Source organism: Marinobacter sp. 1-4A (genome assembly GCF_016597725.1).
Taxonomy (GTDB): Bacteria; Pseudomonadota; Gammaproteobacteria; order Pseudomonadales; family Oleiphilaceae; genus Marinobacter.
The window spans coordinates 79,673-102,987 of sequence record NZ_VCGY01000001.1; the positions used below are offsets into that span (position 1 = coordinate 79,673).

Sequence of the window (23,315 nt, forward strand, 5' to 3'; positions counted from 1 at the left end):
TTACCGGGCCAGGCTCTTTAGCAGCGTATCATACCGCCCGCCTCGCGGGCCTGTCATCTCAGGATGTTCCGGAATCGGCACTGTTTATCAGCCTGAGATCTGCAACACTGCGGCGATTTTGCTGTTTCAGGCGGCGCACACAGCGTTCTAGGGTTTTGGAGATGCGTGCATGGGAGCGGATCATGGAGATTTTCGGCCAGGTTGCACGTTCACCCGCCAAGGTCATTTCACGCACGTATTCCGGCTTAGGGTCGGCTAGCATTCGGCTGTAGTCTCTAAAGCCATAGGTAGGCGCAATGGTTACGTCGCCCGAATACCGCTGCGCCATGATGGTATACATGTGACCAGAGATTTGCCGAAGCAGTTCCGGGCGGGCACGTTTGCGAAGGTAATCGAATACTCCCCGCCCATGAAACTGTATCTCGGATTTCAGAAGGTGCATGGGCAGATTGGCCAAGGACAGCTTCTCATCCTTACCCCGGTCGTTCAGAAAAGGAACAACGTGGGGGTTGGTTTGGCTGACGATGGTGAAGTTCACATCATAAAGATGCATCAAGCGCTCAATGGGCAGGTCGCTGACAACGGAACCATCCACAAATTTGAGTCTGGGCATATACGGCAAAGCCTGCCCTTGAAGATCTTTTTTCATCAAGGTAACCGGCGGGAAAATACCGGGCACCGCTGCGCTGGCCAGAGCTGCACTCCAAACCATCAAATAGGGCGAAGTATAACCGGATAACAGCCGTGCTTTTTGATGCGCCTGCACGGGTGAGACACTCATATTGATCGAGCGCCCTGTGCGTTGGTAGGCCTCTTCGAACGTGTATTCGCCAATATTGGTTCTAAGGCATGAGCGCAGCTGTTCCTGATCCATCAAACCTTCACCGCGCATGGCACTGAGCAAGCCGCGCCATTTCCAAGCGCTCAGGTTATGGTTTTCAGGCACCAACATCTCGGGAATTTCAGCATCTGTGTGTACGCCCAACATACCCGCAACAATGGCGCCCACGCTTGAACCCGTAACAACCTGAGGCAGCAGTCCTCGTTCCCAGAGGGCTTTGATAACCCCAAAATGAAACATTCCCAAGCTGGCACCGCCACTCAACAAGAGTGTTGGCCGGCCATAACTGGTGAGGGTGTCGCGGAAAAACTGTAGCTTATCAGCCACTGGAAAATCAGGGATCGGCTGATCACACAGGAAGTCCAGAGCTTCACAGGCCTGAGCAATGTATTCCTCAATCAGATGCTTGGTGCCAACCCGCGAACGGGTATAAAGGGCGGGATTCCCCATGTTGCCAAGATCGTGATGAAGGCCTTCGCGCAGTGCCCGCTTAAGACGCTCGAAATCGTTCTGCTGGCGATACTGCTTAATGCTGCTGAGACGGTCATACAGCAACTCGTAGTGGTAATGCTCGGAGGCAAAATCTTCTTTCCATTCAGCGTTGCCTTCAAGAAAGTCCAGCTCCAAAGCCGCGGCCTTCCAAACCTCGTAATTCGGTGCCTCGGCCAGCATTTTGCGGAATTTATGGATCTTTGGATCTTTAAGCACCGCGTGTCTCCCTTGGATGGCGATAAGACTCAGAAGTCATCCAACATAAGGTCGTCATTATCGTCACTGGCGAACGGGTCTTTGGTTACTTTGCCATCGTTAATCAAAAACTCTCTTCGTTGCAGGAAGGCATTGCGAACGAACGTATAGGCGTCTCCGGAAATAAACCCCTCTGCGGGTATTAAATCGGCGCGTTTGTCCACAACTTGAAGCCCCCTGGCATAGTAGGTTTCAGGACTATGGACTTCGTCCCAGGCAGACGGGAACGCAAAGCCGTCTGCACCCAGGCCCGTTAGGTGCCGCGGGCTGGATGGCCCAAGAAACGGCAGCATTAGATAGGGGCCGGAGCCAGCGCCCCAGTAACCCAGCGTCTGGCCAAAATCTTCAGGTCTTTCAGGCAAATCAAAGGCTGTTGCAACATCGAACAAACCACCAAGGCCGAACACTGTGTTGTAAGTGAACCGGCCAAATGCAACAACGGCAGACTCCCCCTTCAGCTGGAGCACGCTGTTGGTGAAATTCCGGATTTCAGAGAGGTTGTTGAAAAAATTGGTGATAGCGCGATCGGCAAAGTCTGGCACCACCGTGCGATAGGTCTTTGCTACGGGCTTCAACGCCCAACGGTCAATGGTATCGTTGAATCTGTAAACCTTTCGGTTCCAATTCTCATACGGATCCTGCGGGTTGACCTTGGGGGCGCCCTCGGGGACAGGCTCTGGTGCGTTCTGAGCCAAAGCGGGCGCCGTTGAAAAAATCACTGCCAACATGACCGTGAGTGGCATGGCAACAAGCCAGCCCCGGGGTGAAAATTTTGTCATGCTCAACTCTTGGGTTGTTGGTTTTCGCTATCAGCGTCGGCGCACTACAACACTACCGATGGAATACCCGGCACCGAAGGAACAAATAACTCCCACATCGCCACTAGTAAAATCATCTTTGTGTTTATGAAACGCAATAATAGAGCCTGCGGAGCTGGTGTTAGCGTATTCATCAAGAATCACCGGAGCCTCGTCTTCGGTTGCGTCCCGGCCAAGCACCCTACGGGCGATTAACTGGTTCATATTCAGGTTGGCCTGATGCAGCCACATTCTGCGCAGGTTATCCGGCGCTAGCGACAGACTCTCGAGATGGCCCTGAATGGTTTCCGCGACCAACGGCGACACTTCCTTGAATACTTTACGACCCTGCTGGATAAACAGTTTATCCGGTTTACCAATACCAGACTCGTCGGCCCGGTTCAGAAAGCCGAAATTGTTGCGGATATTGTTCGAAAACGTTGTTTTCAGGCGAGTACCAAGAATTTCAAACCCTTGGTCTGGCTGAGTATTTTCTTCACGCTCCACCAGAATGGCGGTACAGGCATCACCAAAAATAAAGTGACTGTCGCGCTCGCGGAAGTTCAGATGACCAGAGCAAATTTCCGGGCTAACCACCAACACGGCGCGCGCAGCACCGCTTTCGACAGAGTTAACCGCTGCTTGCAACCCAAACGTTGCAGAGCTGCAGGCCACGTTCATGTCGTAGGCGAAACCGTCAATGCCCAAAGCGCTCTGCACTTCAATAGAGACGGCAGGGTAAGCGCGCTGCATGTTAGAACAGGCCACGATAACCGAATCCACATCGCTGGCTTTTTTGCCTGCTTGCGCCAAGGCTTCGTTGCAGGCGATAACGGCCATATCACACTGTACCGAAGGCTCGTCGTTGCTGCGCTCAGGAATGTACGGAGCCATGCGCTTAGGATCAAGAATGCCGGTTTTATCGATAACATGGCGGCGTTTTATTCCCGAGGCTTTTTCGATAAACGACGAGGAGGAAGGCTGCAAAGCTTCCGTTTCACCGCGCGCAATGGCATCGGCATGTTCGGAATTATACATCTCGACAAATTGGTTGAAGGCTTCAACCAGCTCATCGTTATCAATGGTTGCTGGCGGTGTGTACAGACCGGTTCCGCTAATGACGGCTTTTATCACGCTAACCCCACGACATGAGTGTGAAAATAGAAAGACAGGAATATCGTACTTTCAGAAATACTAACACAGTCCATAGATTTTGCCCGCCCGCAGAAACCCTACCAAAGGCGAAGACTACGCGGTCAAACTCTCGTTAGCTGCCATTGTTTATCGAGGCGCTTGGCAGACACCGTCATCACCGTTCCCAGTTGCTGGGCAAAAAACGACACACGGAACTCTTCAAGCATCCAGCGATAAAGAACCAATTCCGGGTCGCGAACGCCCTGCTTTTGCTGGCCATCCCGCTTTTTTGCATAGCGGGCCCACAAGGGTTCCATAAGGTGTAGGAACTCCCGCTCACGACCCATTTCTCTGGGCATTTTTTCCAGCCTAACCTCAGCGGCTTCAAAGTAACGACCAAATTCGGTCAACCATTGAGACGGCGTTTCGACCAAAAAACCCGGATAAACAAGGTTTTGCATCTGAAACTTTAAGTCCGACATACTATTTGCCAGAGCCAAATTAATCTTACCTTTGAGCTGTCTGGCAACTTTCTGATAACCCAGCATGGCTTGGTAAAGCCGCTCGTCAGCCTGTTCGAGGGCAGGTATAAAATCGCCCCTATGCCGGTCGACAAGTGCATCGAAAGCCTCACGGGTATAAGGCATCTGGTCCTGTAAAAAATGTTCTATTGCAGTAGCAAGGAGCAAGTCATCCAGAAGCACTTTTGCCTGCCCGATAGGCGCAAACATTAAGGCCGATTTTTTAAATCTCGGGAGTTTGCGCTCAAGATCATCCAGCGTATTTCCAAAGCGGTTCAGGATAAGCCGCGCAATACCTTTGCGCGTTGAGTCTTCCGCTGTGAGGCGGTCAAGGCAGCGAATTTCTTTCACCCGTTTACCCAGATCTTCCAGCGCCGGGTAAACCGTGATTTGCATACCGCCCTTTTCGGTCTGAACCTGTTGCGGTATCTCGCCGAATTCCCAATCTGTGAAGTCGCCAGCGGGCTCCTGCTCCGTGCTTTCGCTGGTTGCCGATGCCAAAGCCTCCTCGGCTCGTCCTTCAAGTTGATCCTGAAGCTCGCCTGCCTCCCTGCTTTCGGCAATCACTTTACCGCCATCCCCGAGCACTCTCAGGTTCATCCTAAGGTGTCGGGGAAGCTCATCTTTCGGCCATGTTTCGGGGTCAATTTGCACGCCCGTCATCTTACGTAGTTGTTCACCAAGCTGAAGCGCCAGAGGCTGGTTAGACGGCTGGAGATTGGCTATGGCCGCGTCTACAAAATCCGGCACAGGCACAAAGTTACGCCGCACGGCTTTTGGTAGCCCTTTCACCAGCGCAATGCACTTTTCCCTGAGTAGACCGGGCACCAGCCACTCCAAACGCCGGGATGGAATCTGGCGCAGCGCCATTAGCGGCACTTGCAGAGTAACGCCATCGCGTTCGCTCGTTGGCTCAAACTCATAGCTAAGCGGATAGCGAACCCCTTCCCACTCCAGAAAATCCGGGTAAAGATCGGCCGCCTGTGCATCAACCGGCCGCTGGAGCACATCCGATTCTGTCAGTTCAAGATTTCGCAGTTCTTCGGCGGTTAGGCTTTTCCACCAGGTTTCAAAATGGCGGCCACTAACAATGTCTTCCGGTAAGCGCTCATCGTAAAAGCTCACCAGCACCTCATCGTCCACCAGAAGATCGCGACGGCGGGTTTTCTTCTCTAGGTCCTCTACGCTAACCAACATCTCGCGATTGCGGCTTATAAACGGCGCTTTCGAGCGATAATCACCTTCCACCAGCGCATGGCGGATAAACAGGTTGCGGCATTCAACCGGATCGATTTTGCTGAAGGCGATGGGCCGCTTGGGCACCACATCAAGGCCATAGAGGGTAATCTTTTCATACCCCATCACCTGAGCTCTCTTCTGCTCCCAGTGCGGCTCAAAATAATGGCGCTTCACCACGTGCCCGGCCAAAGGCTCTATCCATTCGGGCTGAATGGCCGCCACCATACGGGCGAACACGCGGCTGGTTTCCACGATTTCCGTAGCTACAATCCACTTAGGGCCGGTTTTGGACACCTTTGACCCGGGGAAGATCATCACCTTGCGGTTGCGCGTGGCCAGATATTCTTTTTTCTCGACCTTGGTCGCCACCTGACCCAACAGCCCGGCCAAAATCGCCTTATGCATGGCTTCGTATGAGGCAGCTTCTTTGTTGAACGACAGCTTCTGATCACGGCAAATCAGCGTGAGTTGTCGGTGAATATCGCGCCATTCGCGCATGCGCATCCAGCTTAGAAAGCTTTTTTGGCAGACTCTTTTAAGCTGGTTCTGGGACAACTCCTGCCTTTGCTCTTCGTAGAAGTTCCAGATGTTGAGCAAGGTGACAAAGTCGGATTCTTTGTCATTGAACGGTGCATGGGCTTGATCAGCAGCCTGCTGTTTGTCTTGCGGTCGCTCTCTCGGATCCTGAACACTCAAGCCAGCAATAATGGTTAGAGTTTCTGCCAAACTGCCATGGTCGGCAGCAGTTACCAGCATTCGGGCCAAGCGCGGGTCCAAGGGCAGCTTCGCCATGGTGCGCCCAAGCTTGGTTACCCTCCGCTGGCCGTCCACAGCGCTTAGTTCTTCCAACAGCTTGTAGCCGTCGTTGATCATTCGCTTATCCGGCGCTTCCAGGAACGGGAAGTTGCGGATTTCGCCAAGCCCTGAGGTGGCCATTTGCAGGATAACGGAGGCTAAATTGGTGCGCAGTATTTCCGGGTCTGTGTACTCCGGCCTATTAAGAAAGTCGGTTTCATCATAAAGGCGAAAACAGATACCCGGTGCAACCCGACCACAACGCCCTGCCCGCTGGTTGGCACTGGCCTGGGAGACAGGTTCGATGGGTAGCCGCTGTATTTTAGAGCGCACACTGTAGCGACTGATTCGCGCTACACCGGTATCGATAACGTAGCGAATACCCGGCACCGTGAGCGACGTTTCCGCCACGTTGGTTGATAGCACAATGCGGCGGCCACGGTGGCGCTGGAATACCCGATTCTGTTCCTGATTACTCAACCGGGAATACAGGGGCAACACTTCTGTATGCAGAAGTTCAGCGTGGCGTAGCACTTTGCTCAGGTTGCGAATTTCCCGCTCACCGGGCAAAAACACCAGCACATCGCCCGGAGGCAATTTCCCACTACGTTCGTGCTGTTCAATTTCCTCCAGAGCAGCCAGCACGCCATCGTTCCACCCCTGATCACGGTCATCTTCATCACCCACGAGCGGGCGATAACGTATATCGACAGGAAAGGTTCGCCCACTAACCTCAAGCACCGGCGCCTTATCAAAGAACTCGCTAAAGCGATCCACTTCGATGGTAGCGGAGGTAATGATCACTTTGAGATCAGGTCGCTTGGGAAGCAATTGCCTGAGGTAACCCAGCAGGAAATCGATGTTCAGGCTGCGTTCATGAGCCTCATCGATAATCAGCGTGTCGTAACGGTCAAGAAAACGGTCATGCTGGACTTCAGCCAGCAGTATACCGTCGGTCATAACCTTGACCCGGGATTGCTCGGAGGTGTTATCCGTAAACCGCACCTGATAGCCAATTTGCTGGCCAACCTGTTCGCCCAGTTCATCGGCAATGCGGGCAGCCACGCTGCGGGCAGCGATGCGCCTTGGCTGTGTGTGGCCAATCAGGCCGCGAATACCGCGACCCATGTTCATGCAGATTTTGGGTATTTGGGTGGTTTTACCGGAGCCGGTTTCGCCAGCAACAATAACAACCTGATGGTTCTCAATCGCTTCGCGAATATCGTCTACGCGATCAGAAACCGGCAAGCCTTCAGGAAAGCTAGCCGGCTTGTGCAGAGCTTGGCGCTGTTGCACCTTTGCAAGCCCCCGCTCAAGCCACTTGGCCATCTTTTCTAAATCTTTCTGGCCGGGCTTTCCTTTGGTTCTTGTAACCAATTTAGCGATGCGGGCAGCTTCCTGCTGATTGCAGACATCCAACTGCTCCGTCATCGCCTTTATTGCGGCTTTTACTGAAAACCTATCATCAGATTGCGAAGTCAATGTAATTACTTATTACCCGGTTCGTCGCGCAGCTCACGCCGTAGGATCTTACCTACGTTGGTTTTCGGCAGCTCATCGCGGAATTCAAAGAAACGAGGCACTTTATAAGCGGTGAGTCGCTCGCGGCAGAACTCTTTCAGTTCGTTCTCGGTAACACCTTCAGCGGTAGCGACCAAATACACCTTAACGGCCTCTCCACTCTTGGCATCGGGAACACCCACTGCTGCACACTCGACCACTTTCGGGTGGCTGCTTACAACATCTTCGATCTCGTTCGGGAACACGTTAAACCCGGAAACGATGATCATGTCTTTTTTGCGATCGACAATGCGAATGTAGCCATCTTCCTGAATTACGGCAACGTCGCCAGTTTGGATGTAGCCGTCTTCAGTAAACGATTTGCGAGTATCTTCCGGGCGCTGCCAGTAGCCACGCATAACCTGCGGGCCTTTCACACAAAGCTCACCCGGATCGCCAAGTTTGGTTTCGTTGCCGTCATCATCAATGGTCTTGACCTGAGTTGATGGCACGGGCAAGCCAATGGTACCCAGCTGTATAGCGCTGCGCGGGTTGAAGGTGACCACCGGAGAGGTTTCCGTCATGCCGTAGCCTTCGGAAATTGGGCAACCGGTAACACGTTCCCACATTTTTGCGGTATCGCTGGTTAAGGCCATGCCGCCGGAGGATGTGAGCTTGAGGTGGCTGAAATCGAGATCCTGAAACTCTTCGTTGTTGCACAGAGCAACGAACAGCGTATTGAGACCCAAAAATGCTGTGAATTTGCGGTTCTGCAACTCTTTGACAAAGCCCGGAATATCACGAGGGTTAGGGATCAGAATGTTGTGGCCACCGGCCTCAAGCATAATGCCGCAGTTCAGAGTAAAGGAATAAATGTGGTACAGCGGTAGGGGCGCAATCACTATTTCCTGCCCTTCTACTACGGTGTCTTCCATCATTGGGCGAACCTGCAACAGGTTCGCTACCAAGTTGCCGTGGGTGAGCATGGCCCCCTTGGCAACACCGGTTGTACCGCCGGTGTACTGAAGCACAGCTATATCATCCTGCTTGCACTCTACGGGCGTAAACTTCTCCCGCGCACCGGCGCTGAGAACCGCTGGCAGCTTGTGGGCCTGAGGGAGACTGAAAGGCGGAACCATCTTCTTCACGTGCTTGACGACAGCGTTCATCAACGTGCGCTTGATGGGCGAATGCATGTCGGCGATTTCAGTAACAATCACATGCTCAATGCTGGTATGAGGCAGAACTTTTTCAGCGTTTTCCGCCATGTTCGCCAGCACTACCAGTGCTTTCGCACCCGAATCGTTAAACTGGTGCTCCATCTCGCGGGTGGTATAAAGCGGGTTGGTGTTCACCACAATCAGGCCTGCGCGCATGGCGCCAAAAACCACAACCGGATACTGGGTTAAGTTCGGCATTTGCACAGCAATACGGTCGCCGGGCTTCAGGTCCGTTTTATTCTGCAACCAGGCAGCAAAGTTTCGAGTTTGGGTATCCAGCTCGCCGTAAGTGAGAGTGACGCCAACAGCGCTGAAGGCGGGGCGATCTGAGTACTTTTTGACCGCCGTTTCAAAGACATCCACCATGCTACTGTATTTGTTCAGATCAACTTCACGGGGAACACTGGCAGGGTATTTGTCTTGATAGAACTTCTCGAAATCCATCACCATCTCCTGATCTGGCGCTTCTATTTATAATGATTTACAAACACCGAGCGACGTATGGATCAACCCGACATAAGTATCAGCCTAAAAAAGTGGGAAGAGAATAGCAGTTTTGTGAACGATGAGGTAGTTTCAGCGCTCTTCTGGAAAAGATCAGAACCCACACACTTTAGCCATGGACCACTTGATGAGCGACACCCTTGATACTCTAGTGAACATTACCTATGACGAGCTAAACGAGGGGGATACTGCAACATTCACACGAACGCTCACAGAGGACGAGCTGGTGTTATTCGCCGCCGCCTCAGGCGACTTTAATCCCGTACACTTGGATTCGGAGTTTGCCGCAGGCTCTATGTTCGGGGAGCGGATCGCTCACGGCATGTGGAGTGGATCGTTAATTTCTGCTGCTTTGGCGATGGTTATGCCGGGCCCTGGCACCGTGTATTTAGACCAGACTCTTTCCTTCAAGCGCCCTGTAAAGCTGGGTGATACGGTAACCGTTCATCTTACTGTGCTGAGCAAAGCCCCAAAAAACCGGGTTTTAATCCAGTGCAATGTGCTTAACCAGAACAATCAGAAAGTTGTTACCGGTGAAGCCAAGGTGATTGCACCAACAGAAAAGTCTCGCCCTTATAAGCCAGACCTTCCTAAAATCACCATTGCAAGCTAACCCAGCAGTTCAAAGATCACCTCAGCCCGGAAGGAAATCAATTGGAAATCTTACTTTCCGGGTTTCGACATTCGCTGCACCAAAGTTGAACAAACGCACGCGCATCGCGATCTTCTGCTCCAGCGCCGGGCTTTCAAGCTCGGAACTAACTACCTTGCATGCAGACACAGAACCGTCTGGCTCTATGACCAACTCAAGCATTACCCGGCCCGCCAGAGTCGGGTCTTTACGCAACTCTCTTTGATAAAGCGAATACAGCGCCGTTTTACTTGAGTCGAACACCTTACGAATGTTGCTCATTGCGCGCTCGCCGCCTGACGACTTTTGGGTTCCAGCGGTCGTGCCTGCGGAAACGGGTTCAGGTTGCGCCACGGCTTCGACTTTTCTCACATCGTGCCCGGCAACGGCAACCTCGGCGCGTGGTGCCTGCGCATCCTTCACACCACCACTGCTTTTGAGTGCGTCACGTGCTTGTTGGGCGCTGGAGCTGGCACCCCTTACGGACTCAGCCACACTATCGGCATTGGCCTGAATAACCGGAGCCGCAGTGGGTGCGGGTTGGCGCATGGAGGCCAAGCGATCTCTCATACTCAAAAGTCCGGAACGGGACGCCCTCTCCCGCGCCTGCTCTACGGTCTGTTTTACGGGCTTTGGCGTTTGTTCAACCGGTTGCACCGGTGGAGGTGGCGTTGGCTTGGATACCTCAGGCTCCGGAATCGGTTCCGGCTTTACGGGTTCCGGCTCAGCGGGGACCGGTTCTGGCTCCACAACCTCCGCGATGGGCTCCGGCACCGGCTTTTCAACCGGCTTCGGCTCTACGAGCAATTTGGCGAGTTGAGGCGGTAGGCTCTCCACTTGTTCCCGGGCAGGCTCTGGAACATCAAGGGTTGGGATCACAATGGCTAGGGGCACAAAAAACAGCAGTGCCAGCACAGTGATCACAAACATTCGCAGGCGCTCGCCCTCTTCCCGGCTCCAGGACAACGACGAAGCAGCCGCCCTGCCCAGCCCGTTAGCCAGATCGAAATTACCGCTGGCAAGCCTAGCGTTCATCGCTGTCATCGCCGTGCTCCCGGCTGCGGGCCGTGATGAGCACCGCGAAGGCTTTGGCGGAAAACCCTATGACGTTCGAGCACAATGGCATCTAACGGCTGAACAAGATCGGAAGCACTGCCTTCCAGTTCCGCGCTCGGTCGACGCGGTAGAGAGGGCGCACGCCAGGGTAGAATATTCAGCACCCGCGGCTCGTCTTCGCCCACGCTGGCAGAGATTCCCTCTATGCTAAGGCGCACTGAACTTTCGCGGGCGTCATCAGCCTCTGCTTCTTTCGTGGATTCGGTTGCAGCCCATGAAAAAGGAGCCGCTAAGGAGAGAATAACAGTCAGGCAACAGCCAATGAAAAAACGAAAGGCATCCCGTAAGACTAACCAGAAAGTCCTGTTCATCATTTAGTCCAGCCTCCTTTCCAGATCCGCGATCCATCCCGTTACCTTTTTATCTTCATTAGCTGATAGCGCCTGATAGCGCTTGTAATGGGTAAGAGCCCTATCAAGTTCCAACAAGTAGAGCTCGGCAATAACCGCAAGATTGTAATGCAAATCGGCGACATTCGGTGATTGCTTGATTCCGGTTTCCAATAGATCAGCCGCCTCTTTAAAACGGTGTTTCTGTTTCAGCAAGAGAGCCAAATTATTGAGCGTTGCGGCGTCGTTGTGGTTGAGTTCAACGGCCCGCTGCCAAGCTTCAATTGCGCCGGAAATATCGCCTTGCTCATAGGCCAAAGAGCCTTGCTGAACAAATACAAGAGCCTGCTGTGGGTCACTTACCGTCGGCTTAACCTTGGGCTCCACAGGTTGCGTCGCACAGCCGACCAATAGAGTTGCGAGAGTAAGCGATAAACACAGTGCCGCGAACCGGCAAAAGGCTCGCAACGCTTTTGATAAACCAAGAGGAAAGAAACAGCAGTCAGACACCATCATTCTCTCCTTCAGCAGACACACTCATCCAGCGCAGCGAGCGATCGTAGCGCCCGGGGTGCAGCTTAGCCAGAACGTCCAAGCTTTTTTCAACCCAGACATTAAAACCTGTGGTGGAAATGCCCTGATGGTTTTCGGAATGCAGAGCAATTGCACGCTCTTCAAACGGATAGGCTTCTTCTTCAAGCAGCATTGTGTATTGCATCTGCTCTAGCTCATTTAGATCGTCTGGCGCAGTGGAAGCCATAAGGTCCCGAGCCATAATCCGGTGAAGTTCAGCTCGGCGAAACAAAGACTCTGGTAGCACACCGGCACCGCCGAGAGACTCGGCATTGCGGAAATGGGTTTGGGCTTTTTGCATGGCACGCTGTTTGCGCGCCAGTGATTCCTCAAGTGGCATGCTCAACTCAACACCCCCAAACTCTGCGGCTGCCTCAGCGCCCATGGCCAACGAGCCTCGAGCAGCCCACTGCAACGTCTGCGTGGAATGCCAGTCACTCTCTAGCTCGGCAGACACCAGTTTTGCACGCCATTGCGCGGGGTCGGTGCCCGACTCTGTTAACCGGTGACGCATGGTTTGCAGGCGAATATGCTCTTCGGCGTCTGCTGCGATTGGGCTATTCGCAAGATAATCCGCATAGACAGCATTTCGCTGATCGAATGCTTCGCCCGTATGGAACAGCTCTGCCGCTCGAAGCCGATAAGTCAAAGCATCACCAGCGGTTGACTCAGACTGTGTGCTTTGGTTGTCAGCAATGTCGATCAGCTCTCTGGCCGCCCGGATGGGTTGGCTGGACGAGGTATAAGCCAGAACGAGTTTTTCACCAATATCCGAGGCCAAATCGTGGGTTGGGTAATCGGCTCTGAAGCGGTTTAGCTCGTTGATTGCAGGCTGCCAATCGGATGCTCTGAGCAAAGTGTTTGCTGCATCGAAACGACCCTTGATTGCGATTTCCGAGCCGGGTAGAACCGTTTCAATTCGCTGAAAATGTGCCACAGCAATTGCTGGCTTGCCCGCCTCGGCGGCCTGTTCGCCCTGCCTGTAAATGGCTGTGGCAAGTTGCTGGCGCAGCTCCGGTGCTTCCTGTTCCATAGTGGGCGTTGCTGAATCGCTGGAGGCCAGAGCCAAAGCCTCACGCCAGGCACCCTCGGCAAGACTGTATTCCGTTGTGTTTTGATGCACTTGAGCCGTGACCAGCCAGCCAGCGTAGCGCGTTTCTGGCGCTGCCTTTGAATGATCGACCGCTTGCACAGCATATTGCAAAGCCAAATCGTTATTACCAGACTCAAGCCAACGATTGGCCAAATAAGCCAGCAACTCTGGTGCTCTGTTGTCGGCGCCGTACTTTGCTACAAAACGGTCCGTCTCAACAGAAAGATCGGCAAGGTCCGGGTTGAATTCCGATGAAACCGCCTCCCCCCTAGCACCGGCTCGAATCAAAGCAACAGCTGCCCACCCGGCATCGGCGGCAAAGTCGTAACCCGACAGTTCATAAGCCGCCACTTGAAAGTTCCTAAGCGCAGCCGGATAAGCCGCTGCCTGTAGCCAAGCGTCACCAGCAAGCCGATAAAGCTCACCACCCGCATCGCTGCGGCTTGCCAAGCCTTCGTAATAGGTTGCCGCTGCCCGGTAGTTTTCGACGCGGTTTCCTTTCTCGTCATCGCCTTTTGTGTAATAAAAATCAGCAAGGAAACGGCTAAACTTGCGCCACTTTGTGCGGTAACCATCGTCTAACCCTGCGTACTCCGCCTGATCGTTAAACAGCGCAACGTAGTCAGCCATAGCGTCTCTTGCCTTTACCGGCCTGCCAGCAGCACTCCACACATCCACAATCTGGCTCATAAAACCGGCCCGCTGCGGATGTTTTGGGAAGTTACTTACAAATGCCCGATTGGTGGCAACACTGGCTTCCGGGTTATTTTGCACTGCGTATAAATCGGCTAGGCGGTCAAATACCAAAGGTGTCCAGGAGCGTGACGCTTCCGGTTGCAGCCAACCCATCAAGGTTTCTGCACCGTCTCTGCGGCTGGCCATCAGCGCGAGTATACGAAGGGTGTCGTCAATGCTGTCTACGCTGGATTCAGGAATTTGGTTAAGGCTTAAAGTGCTTGGAATGGATTCATCCAGCACTGCAACGAACCTTTGGCCCGCACGTTCCCAGGCTTGCGGGCCTTGCTTGAATAGGGACCACCCGAGCATGTAGCGAGCCTTGTTTTTCAGGTCGCCAACTGCGCCTTCGCCATCAACAAGCGTGCTGTATTCTGCTTCTGCTTCCACATAGCGACCGTCAGCAAATGCCGACTCTGCCACCCGGAATCTGGCTTCTCCAACCAGAGGGGAGTTGGGGTACTGGCCAACGAGTTGTTGAAGGCGTTGCACAGAGGCCTCGTTCTGGCCAATTAAGGCATGGGCTTTTGCCATTTGATACAACAGCTCGTCCATGGGGCCGCTGTATCCGCCACGCTCTAGAATGGTCTCGTAGCTTTCAATAACCTGCCGGTACATGTCCGTTTCTTCCTCCGGGGGAAGCCCTATGTCTTGACCGGAGCGATCACGGATATTGGCGAGGCGGTTCAGCGCATCAACGCGCACACTGGGCTCATCGGCTTTGTTGAACAGCCTCTGATAGCGTCTGGCAACTTCTGCTGGAGAGATAGCAGGAAGCGGCCGGGATTCAAACTTAAGGAATACGGGGCGCATATCTGCGATGGTTTCGCCGTCTTGCCCCAGCTCTACGCTAAACGACTCCTGCCCAAAAGAGGCGCTACAAAACAAGCTGAGAGGTAATAGTAAAACACGCAGACTTTTCATCGCTCCAGCTCCCCGGAATCAAGTTCCTTCAAAGCCAGATACTCATACAGATACGCAATTCTCTGCTCGGTTTTATCCAGAGCTAACACCATTTTTTGATCTTGGGTGGCCACAAAATCCAGTGCCAAGCGATCCAGCGACGTTTCCGCCTGAGCGCGCAAAGCTTTAACTGAATCAAGATACTGGAGCGACTGTTTACGTAACCTACGCGCATCGGCGAGCAGTTGGTTCAGGTTGTCGGACCGGAGTGCGGATCTGCTTTGGAATTTCTCAAGCCGCTGGCCAGCATCAGAAAGAGTCGTCTTCAGGATTCTAAATTGTGAGATCTGGTCTGGACTTAACCGAGCTGTATCCAGCCGGTCCATAAGCCCATTCAAGCGGCCTTGCAGACGTTTGTTTTGAGTCGTCAACCGGTCTACTTGTACTGCAGCTTCGCGATCGACATCCTTGGATTTGAGCTGATCCTGCATGGCAGCAATAAAAATACCGAGGTCATGCGCGTTGCGCTCTAACTGGCTTGCCATTGCAGCCAACTCGGCCACCCGACCAACGGCCTGCTGTGCGATTGGTTGCTCCATAAAACTCAGTAAATAGGCCACACGGGGCTGGGCGAGTGTGCGGCTATCGGCCAGAAACCACTCAACCTTGGGGCTACCAAAACCAGAATTGCTGGAACTCCCGCGGGCTGCTGTACCATAGCTTTGATCCCGCGCATCTAGAACAAGCGCCTTGTAGGCGCCCTGCTGTTCAATCTGGCTGGCCAGCATGCGCAAGGTGGCCCTCTCGCCTTCGTAGGTTGCGTTAGCCGTGAGGTAGGCCTCGCCTGCTTGGCCGAGGTAGCCGGCAAGATCATAGCCGCGCGCCATTCCTAGCCAAGCATCTGCAACACCGGGGTACGCGAGAGGGTATTTTTTCGCACGATGCCAGCTCTGCATTGCGGCGCGGTAATTACCTTCTTCCGCTAGTACTAAACCATGAAAGTAAAGTGCTTGGGGTGTTCTATGGCTATCAAGCGGAATTTTTTCGAGAAATCCAATCGCTTTCTCATACTCTGAATTTGTGTAGGCAAGGTAACCGGCACGCAACAGGATACGGCTACGCAAAGCTGATTTTCGCCCGGCGTGCGTATCCTTGTCGGCCATAGCCAAAGCCACGCGCAGAGCGACCAAAGCCCGCGACGGATTTAGATCATTGCGCGCATAGTCTCCGGAAAGATTAAGGTACCCAACAGCAGACCAGTACCCCTCAGCCATAGTTGCCAGGATCTTGCCTGCCCTTTCAGCATCTCCGCTGGCGCGGGCGGCTTCAGCACCCTCGTAGAGCTTCTGCTGCTTTGATTTGCGAGTAATGTCGGAATGGCCGTTCGAATACCAACGGGTCTTTGCCTGAGCGAACTGCTCAAGGCCCGCTTCAAGCGCTGACGGCGTGGGCTGGGCTGCGTGGGCGGAGGTCAGTAACAAACCCGACACACACACAGGAAACAGGATGTAGCTCAGCAAGGACAACCTCATGACCGGCTACTTCCACTCAACAAAAGAAACGCGGGGTTCGAAATCAGGTGCCTTGGCTTCAAGGGCCATCTGCAAACGAAGGGCGCCCGGGCGTTTTTGAAAGCGATGTGAAGACTCACGTCGCACGAAACGATCGTTAGCGGCTCTGGCGGTAATGATCGCCTTCAGTTCGTGGGAGCCGCTGGCCAGATTGCCTGTGAAAAGCTGTTGGATTCCGCCCTGTTCTAGCGAACCGCTCTCACGGAGACTGTAGTGGTGGGCAGCGACAGGTGTTCCGTCAACAAACAGCTCCACCGAGTCTAGATCGAGACCATCAGGGCTGGCAAGCGTCAGGAAAATAGCCAGTCGGGTGTCAACCGGGTGAAGCACTTTTTGCTCAAGCTCGTGTACATCGCTTGAATGGGCGGAAACCTCGGCTTTTAGCGCGGCAATTTCGTCGTCAAGGGCGGATGCGAACACTGAACCAGCAGCAACCAATAGCGCAGCCATCAGGCCAAAGCCTACTACTGAAACGAATCTCACTCGTTTGCCGCCCCGGTAACCTTGTGTTTTATCTAGGCCAAACATAAGCCTCCTGCTCCTGCCGTCTCTGTTTCAAGCTGGCAGGAAGAGTAACACTTGGTAACACTCAAGAACGGTATCCAGATCACCAAATCGGAAACCCGAAGCTCGGGTTTGATGTGGCAGGTTTAGCCGATGCCCGTTGGCATCGGCGTTTTGCTACTTGCTCAGGTGTTTCATGGCTGATTCCAGACCTTCCACTGTGAGCGGATACATATGGTCTTTCACCAACTGTCTGGTCATCCCTAAGGAGCCACCCGTTCCCCAATACCCTTCCGGTAGCGGATTGATCCAGACAACCTTGCGGAAGTGATCGCTGATACGCTGAAACCAGGTGGCACCAGCTTCTTGGTTCCAGTGTTCAATAGAACCGCCCGCATGGGAAATTTCATAGGGCGCCATGGTGGCATCGCCTACGAAAATCACTTTGTAGTCCGGCGAGTACTTATGGAGGATATCCCAAGTGCTGGTCGTTTCGTTCATGCGCCGGATGTTGCTCTTCCACACACTCTCATACACGAAGTTATGAAAGTAGAAGTACTCCATGTGCTTAAATTCCATACGTGCGGCCGAGAACAATTCTTCGCAGACTCGCACGTGGGGGTCCATGGAACCACCCACATCAAAGAAGATCAGAACTTTGACGGCATTATGGCGCTCGGGAACCATTTTCAGGTCTAGATAACCTGCATTGCGGGCTGTTGAACGGATAGTGTCATCCAAATCCAACTTGTCAGCCGCACCCTGGCGGGCAAACTTACGCAATCGCCGCAGGGCAACCTTAATATTCCGAATGCCAAGAGTGACGCTATCGTCCAGATCTTTGAACTCGCGCTTCTCCCAAACCTTAACTGCGCGGCCATGGCGACCTTTTTTCTGGCCGATACGGAAACCTTCGGGGTTGTAGCCATCCGCACCAAACGGTGATGTTCCGCCGGTGCCTATCCACTTGTTTCCGCCCGCATGGCGTTCTTTTTGCTCTTCCATGCGTTTTTTGAAGGTTTCAATCAGCTCTTCGAGGCCACCTAGGGAATCGATCTTGGCTTTTTCTTCCTCGGTCAGGTTCTTCTCAAACTCTGCCCGAAGCCACTCGTCGGGAATCAAGGCTTCCAGCATCTGGTCCAGATGCTCAATGCCTTCAAAATAGGATTTGAAGGCCAGATCAAACTTATCGAAGTGGCGCTCGTCTTTTACCAGACACACTCGCGCCAAATAATAGAACTCTTCCATATCCGCAAAGGCGAGGCGCTGTTGCAGCGCTTCCAACAGATCGAGGAATTCGCGCAGGCTGGCAGGCACTTTGGCCCGCCGCACTTCGAGAAAAAAATCAATCAACATAAAACCGCACTCTTGCCGAATTTCAGCCGCGACGGCGAGCCATAAACGCCAGTTTTTGCAGTAAGTGGACATCCTGCTCATTCTTTACCAGAGCGCCGTACAAAGGCGGCAGCGCCGAACTGGTATCTTTCTCCTGAAGCATCTTTGCTGTGAGCTCGTCTGCCATCAGAAGCTTTAACCAGTCAATCAACTCAGACGTGGAAGGCTTTTTCTTTAGGCCCGGCACTTTGCGCACATCAAAAAACACTTCCAGCGCATCTTTCACCACCTGCTGCTGAATGCCCGGGAAGTGGACATCCACGATGCTCTTCATGGTGTCGTGGTCCGGGAAGCTGATGTAGTGGAAGAAGCAGCGACGCAGGAAGGCATCCGGCAGCTCTTTTTCGTTGTTACTGGTGATGACTATGATGGGTCGGTTTTTCGCTTTCACCAACTGCTGGGTCTCGTAAACGTAGAATTCCATGCGATCCAGCTCCAGCAGCAGATCGTTAGGGAATTCGATGTCGGCCTTGTCGATTTCATCAATCAGCAGCACCACCTGCTCTTCGGCTTCAAAAGCCTCCCACAACTTGCCCTTAATAATGTAGTTGCTGATATCTTTAACTTTCTCGTCGCCCAGCTGGGAATCCCGCAAACGGGATACCGCATCGTACTCGTACAAGCCTTGCTGTGCCTTTGTGGTGGATTTGATATGCCAAGGAATCAAACGCATGCCAAGAGCACTCGCCATTTCCTCGGCCAGCAAGGTTTTGCCGGTACCGGGCTCGCCTTTGATCAACAGTGGGCGTTGCAGCGTGACAGCCGCATTTACGGCCATTTGCAGGTCATCGGTGGCTACGTATTTATCGGTACCGGTAAACTTCATGTGTAGGATTCCTATTGGTTACTTTTTCTGTTCATCATCCGGTTTCTTATCCGGATCGTCGTAATCGGGTAAATCGTCGAATTCGGATAGGTCAAAATCATCTAGGCCGAACTCTTCTTCATCGTCGTCTTCCGTCTGCTCGGTTAGCTCTGGGATGTCCTCTTCCGGCTCAACCACTGTATCAGCAACGGGTATATTCTCTTCTTCTGGCTCAGGTTCCGGCTGCAAAACCGGTTCTGGTTCCAGCACGGGTTCTGGCTCTGGCTCTGGCTCTGGCTCTGGCTCTGGCTCTGGCTCTGGCTCTGGCTCTGGCTCTGGCTCTGGCTCTGGCTCTGGCTCTGGCTCTGGCTCTGGCTGTAATTCTGGTTCGGGTTCAGGCATTACAACAGGCGCTTCTGCTTCAATATCTGCCATTGCCTGTTGCAGTTCGTCCAGACTTTCCGCGTCTTCCTGCGATGTTTCTTCTGCAGTTGCAGCATTACGACGCTTGCGTATAAGCAAGAATACAATCAATGCAAAAAGCACTAACGCCCCTGCTCCCGCGCCGATCATCCATAAGGGTACGGGCAGAGCTGCCGGCTCTTCTGGAGTTTCCTCTAGCTCTGGTGTAGCCGAAGCCTCCGGCGCTTCAGGTTCAGGCTCAATCGCAGGCTCTGGCTCTACTGTTGGCTCCTGCTCAGGTGCTGGCTCCAATTCAACAGTCGGCTCCGGCTCGGATTCTGGCGGCGCCTGCTCAGCCGTCTCGGCCATACTTACGTCAATAGGCGACTCAAGGCTCGGCTCAACCATACCCTCAGGCACTAGAAATTCGGTTGTGGCGGTAAATTTGCGTGCGAACGTTTTACCATCGGCAACAACGTCTATCCGGTACAAACCTGCAACCGGCAACTTGCTGATGGAATCCGAGTACTCACCATCCGCAGGTGGCTGATCCCCAGATAACGTCTTGCTGCCGCTACGACCGCCTTCAGAAGTCAGGCTAAGAGTCACACTCATTACGTTGAGAAATTCAGAATTGGTTACTTTCTCTTCTTTTTCGAAGAAAGCCACGCGGACATCCACGGGAGTCTCAGCCGTAAACGTTGCAGGTATCGGCGCAACCACCATTCTCAAATCGCTGACAACCGTAACGCGACTACCTTCGCCAAGCTCACCTTTAACGCGCCACTCCCCAGCAAGGGGTTGTTTGATGGTTATGAGGTCATAGGCTGCTTCCCTTGCCCAGCGAACGTTGTCCGGTTGGCCTGAGTGCTGTAGGGTTTTTCCATCAGGTCGAACCAGCTGGAGTTCTGCAGTTTCAGCTTCCTCACCCTCTGTGGCCGCGCCACGGAATACCAATGCGGTAAATTCGTTGACTCCGGCATCCACAGTGAAGGCATTGCCTTCAATAGGAATCTGCTCCTGCGGGGCAGCAGTATTCAGAGCATCAAGAAAAGCAAGATTAAGAGACTCTGCCGTGTCTGCAACCCGGAAGCTACCCTGTGATTTTGTGGCAAGAGTCTTGAGGAACCCGGCATCCGCCTGTTCTGACAAGGCAACTGGATGGAAAGTGGCACCTTTTGCAACCAGCGCATCGAGAACACCGCCAAGAATTCGCTTCTCTTCGGCCTGATTGACATCAGCGCTGTTTGATATATCTACCTTGCCGTCGGTCAGCAGAATGAAATGGGTGTTCTCAAGGGTGCCACCGGTTACAAAATCATCACTGGCGACTTCGATAGCCTTACCAAGGTTTGTACGCAGGGCTACAGAGTTTATTTTTTGTGAACGTTCAATCGCGGTGTCGCGCCACGCATCCGTCACTTCACCGTGGGGTACCAGCATGTTCACGTATTGCCCGAAGGTCCAAACGCCCGCAGTACTGCCTTCAGGAATCACCCTTGCTAACAATCTAACAGCAGGCTGCCGTAGGTTATTCGGGTCGGTTTCTTTCATTGACCCCGAAATGTCCACAATGATGCGTACATCTGGGCTTTCCGGCAGTGTCAGGGGTGCGGATTCCTGAGCCCAAAGCGTTACAGGCAGTAATAAAGCAATGAAAAAAACCAGCGTAAAGGATCTTTGCATTATTGTTCTCAGACGAAATTAAGTGGGTTGTCTCAGCGCCGGGACAAACGGTAACGGACCATGTCCAGAATCCAAACCAAGAGCATAACAAGCCCCCCGATACTAAGATTCAGCCATGCTCTGCCTGCGTTATCTGCGTCACCCAGAATTTGCTCATAACCGCCAAAAAGCCAAGCGGGTATCCACCAGCCTGCCAGTTCAGGGGACTCTACGGGCGTTAGCAGTAAAGCTACTAACGCGGCGAGGAGAAGGGTACGCAAGCCGTACAACGGCAAAAACCGGAACAGCTTTTTCATCATGTAAAAAAACACAACGAAAGCGATAGCGTAAGCGGCCCAGAAGATGCCGTAAGCAATTTGTGCGTCAGTATCGATCATTACAGAACCCAGTGAATGATGTGTTCTTCCCAATTTTCTTCCGCCACTTTGTCCTCACGGATAACTTTGTGGCGTATGGATACACCGGCCTCGTGAACCGTGTTCGGGTTCCCGCTGCGCAGAGGATGCCAATCGGCAAGGGGCCTGCCCTCTGCCAACGTACGGTATGCGCAGGTGTGCGGTAGCCAATGGTAATCGTTCACCGTACCCGGTGTCAGCACTGTACAGCCCGGTACTTTCTCAAGCCGCTCGGAATAAATCGTACACTGGCAGGTATTTTCGTCCATAAAACGGCAAACCAAATCAGTATGGTAAACCTCGCCTGTGTCTTCATCTTCGAGTTTGTTCAGGCAGCATTTTCCGCAACCGTCACACAGCGATTCCCACTCTTGTTGCGTCATCTCGCTCAGGCGCTTGCGCTGCCAGAACGGGATTTGCGCAATCATGAGTTTCTCAGCCCCGGCTTGGTACGAAAATCGACGACATAAGAGTCTTGCTCTTCCGGCATCTGCAAAAAGAAATCTTTTTCAGCTAGGGCGTTAAGTACCTGCTCACCGGTTGTTCTGGCCAGCTTGCGCTCCGGCGTCATAACAAGGTCCATGGAGTGAATCGGGTTACCAAAAATCCCTCGAAGGCTTTCAGGCAACTCTTCCCACTTTTGCCCGCGGCGAACAAAGATATAGGTATCGCTTTTTTTGCTGCTTCGGAAAACAGACACAAATTCCCGATCTTTCATGATTGCAGATAATCCTCGATATCGTTCATTACCGGCGCGAGAATTCTCGTGCGCCAGCCATGGAAAAATGGGCTGTCAGCCAAGCTTTTGTCTTGTACCACTTTCTCCAAACGCTTTCTTGGAGCGAGTAATTCTATAGGGATATCAGCAGCTTCTGCCGCACTTTTAAAAAATCGCTTCAAGTTTTTAAAGTATACCTGCTGGTCCCGGCTCAATGGTGGCGCAATGCGTTCTAGGCCAGAAGTATCGGCGTTGCGCCCCTCTGCAACAAGCTTCAGCAAGGTTTCGCCGTAACGCCGAACTACGCCACCCGGAACACCCTGAATATTAGACAGGTCATTGAGGGACTGCGGTAGCCGATCTGCAATGGCAATAAGCAGAGGATCTGCCAACACCCTGCCCCGGGGGCGGTCACGCTCTCTGCTTTCGAGCTCGCGCCAGACCACCAAATTTTTGAGAACAAGCTGCTGTTGAGCGGTTAAAGCCCAGCCACCACGCAGGCGAAGGTAATGATGGTGCGGGTCGTCCTGCCCTGCGAGCTCATCGGCAAAGCGGGTGGACTCCTCCACAAGCGCCGCTTCAAGCCCCCGCTCTTTCAGATGTGCCGCAACCCACTGATACATGGGCTCAAGAAAGCGTATGTCTTCTATCGCATAGCGCTGCTGGGCATCGCTCAAAGGGCGGGATATCCAGTCAGAGCGGGTAACAGACTTGTCCAATACCTCACCGAACAGTGTCTCCACAAGCCGAGCGTAACCTACGGAGAAGCCAGCTCCCGCTAAGGCAGCGCCAATTTGTAAATCTATAACACCTTTGGGTTTAATGTTGAGCCAGTCACGAAACAGCTCAAGGTCTTCACTCATGGCATACAGCAGCTTCGTTACTGCCGGGTCGGCAAGAACCTCCCGGAAGCGGGAAGACTGTTCCGCCACATTGGGATCCACAAGGCAAAAACGGTTTCCGAGGCCAAGCTGAACCAGCCCCGCGATGGGATAGAAGGTATTTACCCGCTCAAACTCTGTATCAAGAACAAGGGGAACCCCCGGAGCGCTGTCCAGCCATTGGTTTAGCGCCTCCGGCTGGGTAATCCACTCAATGGTTTCAGGGGCCGGAGGCACATCAATAGCGGTAAGAGGAAGTGTCATAGAAAAAGCCAGTTAA

Annotated in this window: 19 protein-coding genes; 1 reads left to right on the forward strand and 18 read right to left on the reverse strand. The window is 53.2% G+C overall.

Annotation, left to right across the window (positions count from 1 at the left end; translation table 11 throughout):
- Nucleotides 1–58: 58 nt before the first annotated feature.
- The 5 genes from FE845_RS00325 to FE845_RS00345 all read right to left on the reverse strand — a co-directional run bounded on the left by FE845_RS00325 (nucleotide 59) and on the right by FE845_RS00345 (nucleotide 9,238).
- Nucleotides 59–1,549, reverse strand: a complete 1,491-nt coding sequence (locus tag FE845_RS00325) for a DUF3336 domain-containing protein (RefSeq protein WP_200360705.1) — start codon at nucleotides 1,547–1,549, stop codon at nucleotides 59–61.
- A gap of 29 nt (nucleotides 1,550–1,578) precedes the next feature.
- Nucleotides 1,579–2,367, reverse strand: coding sequence for a VacJ family lipoprotein (locus tag FE845_RS00330; protein WP_200360707.1), 789 nt, complete (start codon nucleotides 2,365–2,367; stop codon nucleotides 1,579–1,581).
- A gap of 30 nt (nucleotides 2,368–2,397) precedes the next feature.
- Complete coding sequence (locus tag FE845_RS00335) at nucleotides 2,398–3,519, reverse strand: beta-ketoacyl-ACP synthase III (RefSeq protein ID WP_200360709.1); 1,122 nt, start codon at nucleotides 3,517–3,519, stop codon at nucleotides 2,398–2,400.
- Nucleotides 3,520–3,641: 122 nt separating this feature from the next.
- Entirely contained in the window at nucleotides 3,642–7,505 is a 3,864-nt protein-coding gene (hrpA, locus tag FE845_RS00340) for an ATP-dependent RNA helicase HrpA (protein WP_200361829.1), read from the reverse strand.
- Nucleotides 7,506–7,561: 56 nt separating this feature from the next.
- Nucleotides 7,562–9,238, reverse strand: coding sequence for an AMP-binding protein (locus FE845_RS00345; protein ID WP_200360711.1), 1,677 nt, complete (start codon nucleotides 9,236–9,238; stop codon nucleotides 7,562–7,564).
- 187 nt (nucleotides 9,239–9,425) lie between these two features.
- Here FE845_RS00345 and FE845_RS00350 point away from each other — a divergent pair, with 187 nt between their 5' ends.
- Nucleotides 9,426–9,911 (forward strand): MaoC/PaaZ C-terminal domain-containing protein, encoded by a 486-nt coding sequence (locus FE845_RS00350; RefSeq protein WP_200360713.1) that lies wholly within the window; start codon nucleotides 9,426–9,428, stop codon nucleotides 9,909–9,911.
- A gap of 21 nt (nucleotides 9,912–9,932) precedes the next feature.
- Here FE845_RS00350 and FE845_RS00355 read toward each other — a convergent pair whose 3' ends face one another.
- From FE845_RS00355 to FE845_RS00415, 13 genes are all read right to left on the reverse strand, one after another.
- A complete protein-coding gene (locus FE845_RS00355; RefSeq protein WP_227713969.1) occupies nucleotides 9,933–10,973 on the reverse strand; it encodes an AgmX/PglI C-terminal domain-containing protein in 1,041 nt (346 codons plus the stop codon).
- Nucleotides 10,970–11,359 carry a hypothetical protein gene (locus tag FE845_RS00360; RefSeq protein WP_200360714.1) on the reverse strand — a complete coding sequence of 130 codons (390 nt, stop codon included), beginning with the start codon at nucleotides 11,357–11,359 and terminating at the stop codon, nucleotides 10,970–10,972. The genes FE845_RS00355 and FE845_RS00360 overlap by 4 nt, the downstream gene beginning before the upstream one ends.
- The gene (locus tag FE845_RS00365) at nucleotides 11,360–11,890 is read right to left on the reverse strand and encodes a tetratricopeptide repeat protein (protein ID WP_227713970.1); all 531 of its coding nucleotides are present in this window, start codon (nucleotides 11,888–11,890) and stop codon (nucleotides 11,360–11,362) included. It lies immediately after the preceding gene.
- Nucleotides 11,877–14,699: a tetratricopeptide repeat protein gene (locus FE845_RS00370; protein WP_200360716.1), complete on the reverse strand. Its 2,823-nt coding sequence runs from the start codon at nucleotides 14,697–14,699 to the stop codon at nucleotides 11,877–11,879. The genes FE845_RS00365 and FE845_RS00370 overlap by 14 nt, the downstream gene beginning before the upstream one ends.
- Complete coding sequence (locus tag FE845_RS00375; protein WP_200360718.1) at nucleotides 14,696–16,210, reverse strand: hypothetical protein; 1,515 nt, start codon at nucleotides 16,208–16,210, stop codon at nucleotides 14,696–14,698. Before FE845_RS00375 ends, FE845_RS00370 begins: the two co-directional genes overlap by 4 nt.
- Nucleotides 16,211–16,216: 6 nt before the next feature.
- On the reverse strand, nucleotides 16,217–16,777 hold the full coding sequence (locus FE845_RS00380) for a hypothetical protein (protein WP_227713971.1): 561 nt from the start codon (nucleotides 16,775–16,777) through the stop codon (nucleotides 16,217–16,219).
- A gap of 153 nt (nucleotides 16,778–16,930) precedes the next feature.
- Nucleotides 16,931–18,109: a vWA domain-containing protein gene (locus FE845_RS00385; protein ID WP_200360720.1), complete on the reverse strand. Its 1,179-nt coding sequence runs from the start codon at nucleotides 18,107–18,109 to the stop codon at nucleotides 16,931–16,933.
- Nucleotides 18,110–18,131: 22 nt separating this feature from the next.
- Nucleotides 18,132–18,974: an AAA family ATPase gene (locus tag FE845_RS00390; protein WP_200360722.1), complete on the reverse strand. Its 843-nt coding sequence runs from the start codon at nucleotides 18,972–18,974 to the stop codon at nucleotides 18,132–18,134.
- A gap of 18 nt (nucleotides 18,975–18,992) precedes the next feature.
- Nucleotides 18,993–21,041, reverse strand: a complete 2,049-nt coding sequence (locus FE845_RS00395) for a vWA domain-containing protein (RefSeq protein WP_200360724.1) — start codon at nucleotides 21,039–21,041, stop codon at nucleotides 18,993–18,995.
- 32 nt (nucleotides 21,042–21,073) lie between these two features.
- Nucleotides 21,074–21,418 carry a hypothetical protein gene (locus tag FE845_RS00400; RefSeq protein WP_200360726.1) on the reverse strand — a complete coding sequence of 115 codons (345 nt, stop codon included), beginning with the start codon at nucleotides 21,416–21,418 and terminating at the stop codon, nucleotides 21,074–21,076.
- A complete protein-coding gene (locus FE845_RS00405; protein ID WP_200360728.1) occupies nucleotides 21,418–21,864 on the reverse strand; it encodes a YcgN family cysteine cluster protein in 447 nt (148 codons plus the stop codon). The genes FE845_RS00400 and FE845_RS00405 overlap by 1 nt, the downstream gene beginning before the upstream one ends.
- Complete coding sequence (locus FE845_RS00410) at nucleotides 21,861–22,154, reverse strand: YcgL domain-containing protein (RefSeq protein ID WP_200360730.1); 294 nt, start codon at nucleotides 22,152–22,154, stop codon at nucleotides 21,861–21,863. Before FE845_RS00410 ends, FE845_RS00405 begins: the two co-directional genes overlap by 4 nt.
- Nucleotides 22,151–23,299, reverse strand: a complete 1,149-nt coding sequence (locus FE845_RS00415) for a ribonuclease D (RefSeq protein WP_200360739.1) — start codon at nucleotides 23,297–23,299, stop codon at nucleotides 22,151–22,153. The genes FE845_RS00410 and FE845_RS00415 overlap by 4 nt, the downstream gene beginning before the upstream one ends.
- Between the last annotated feature and the right edge of the window lie 16 nt (nucleotides 23,300–23,315).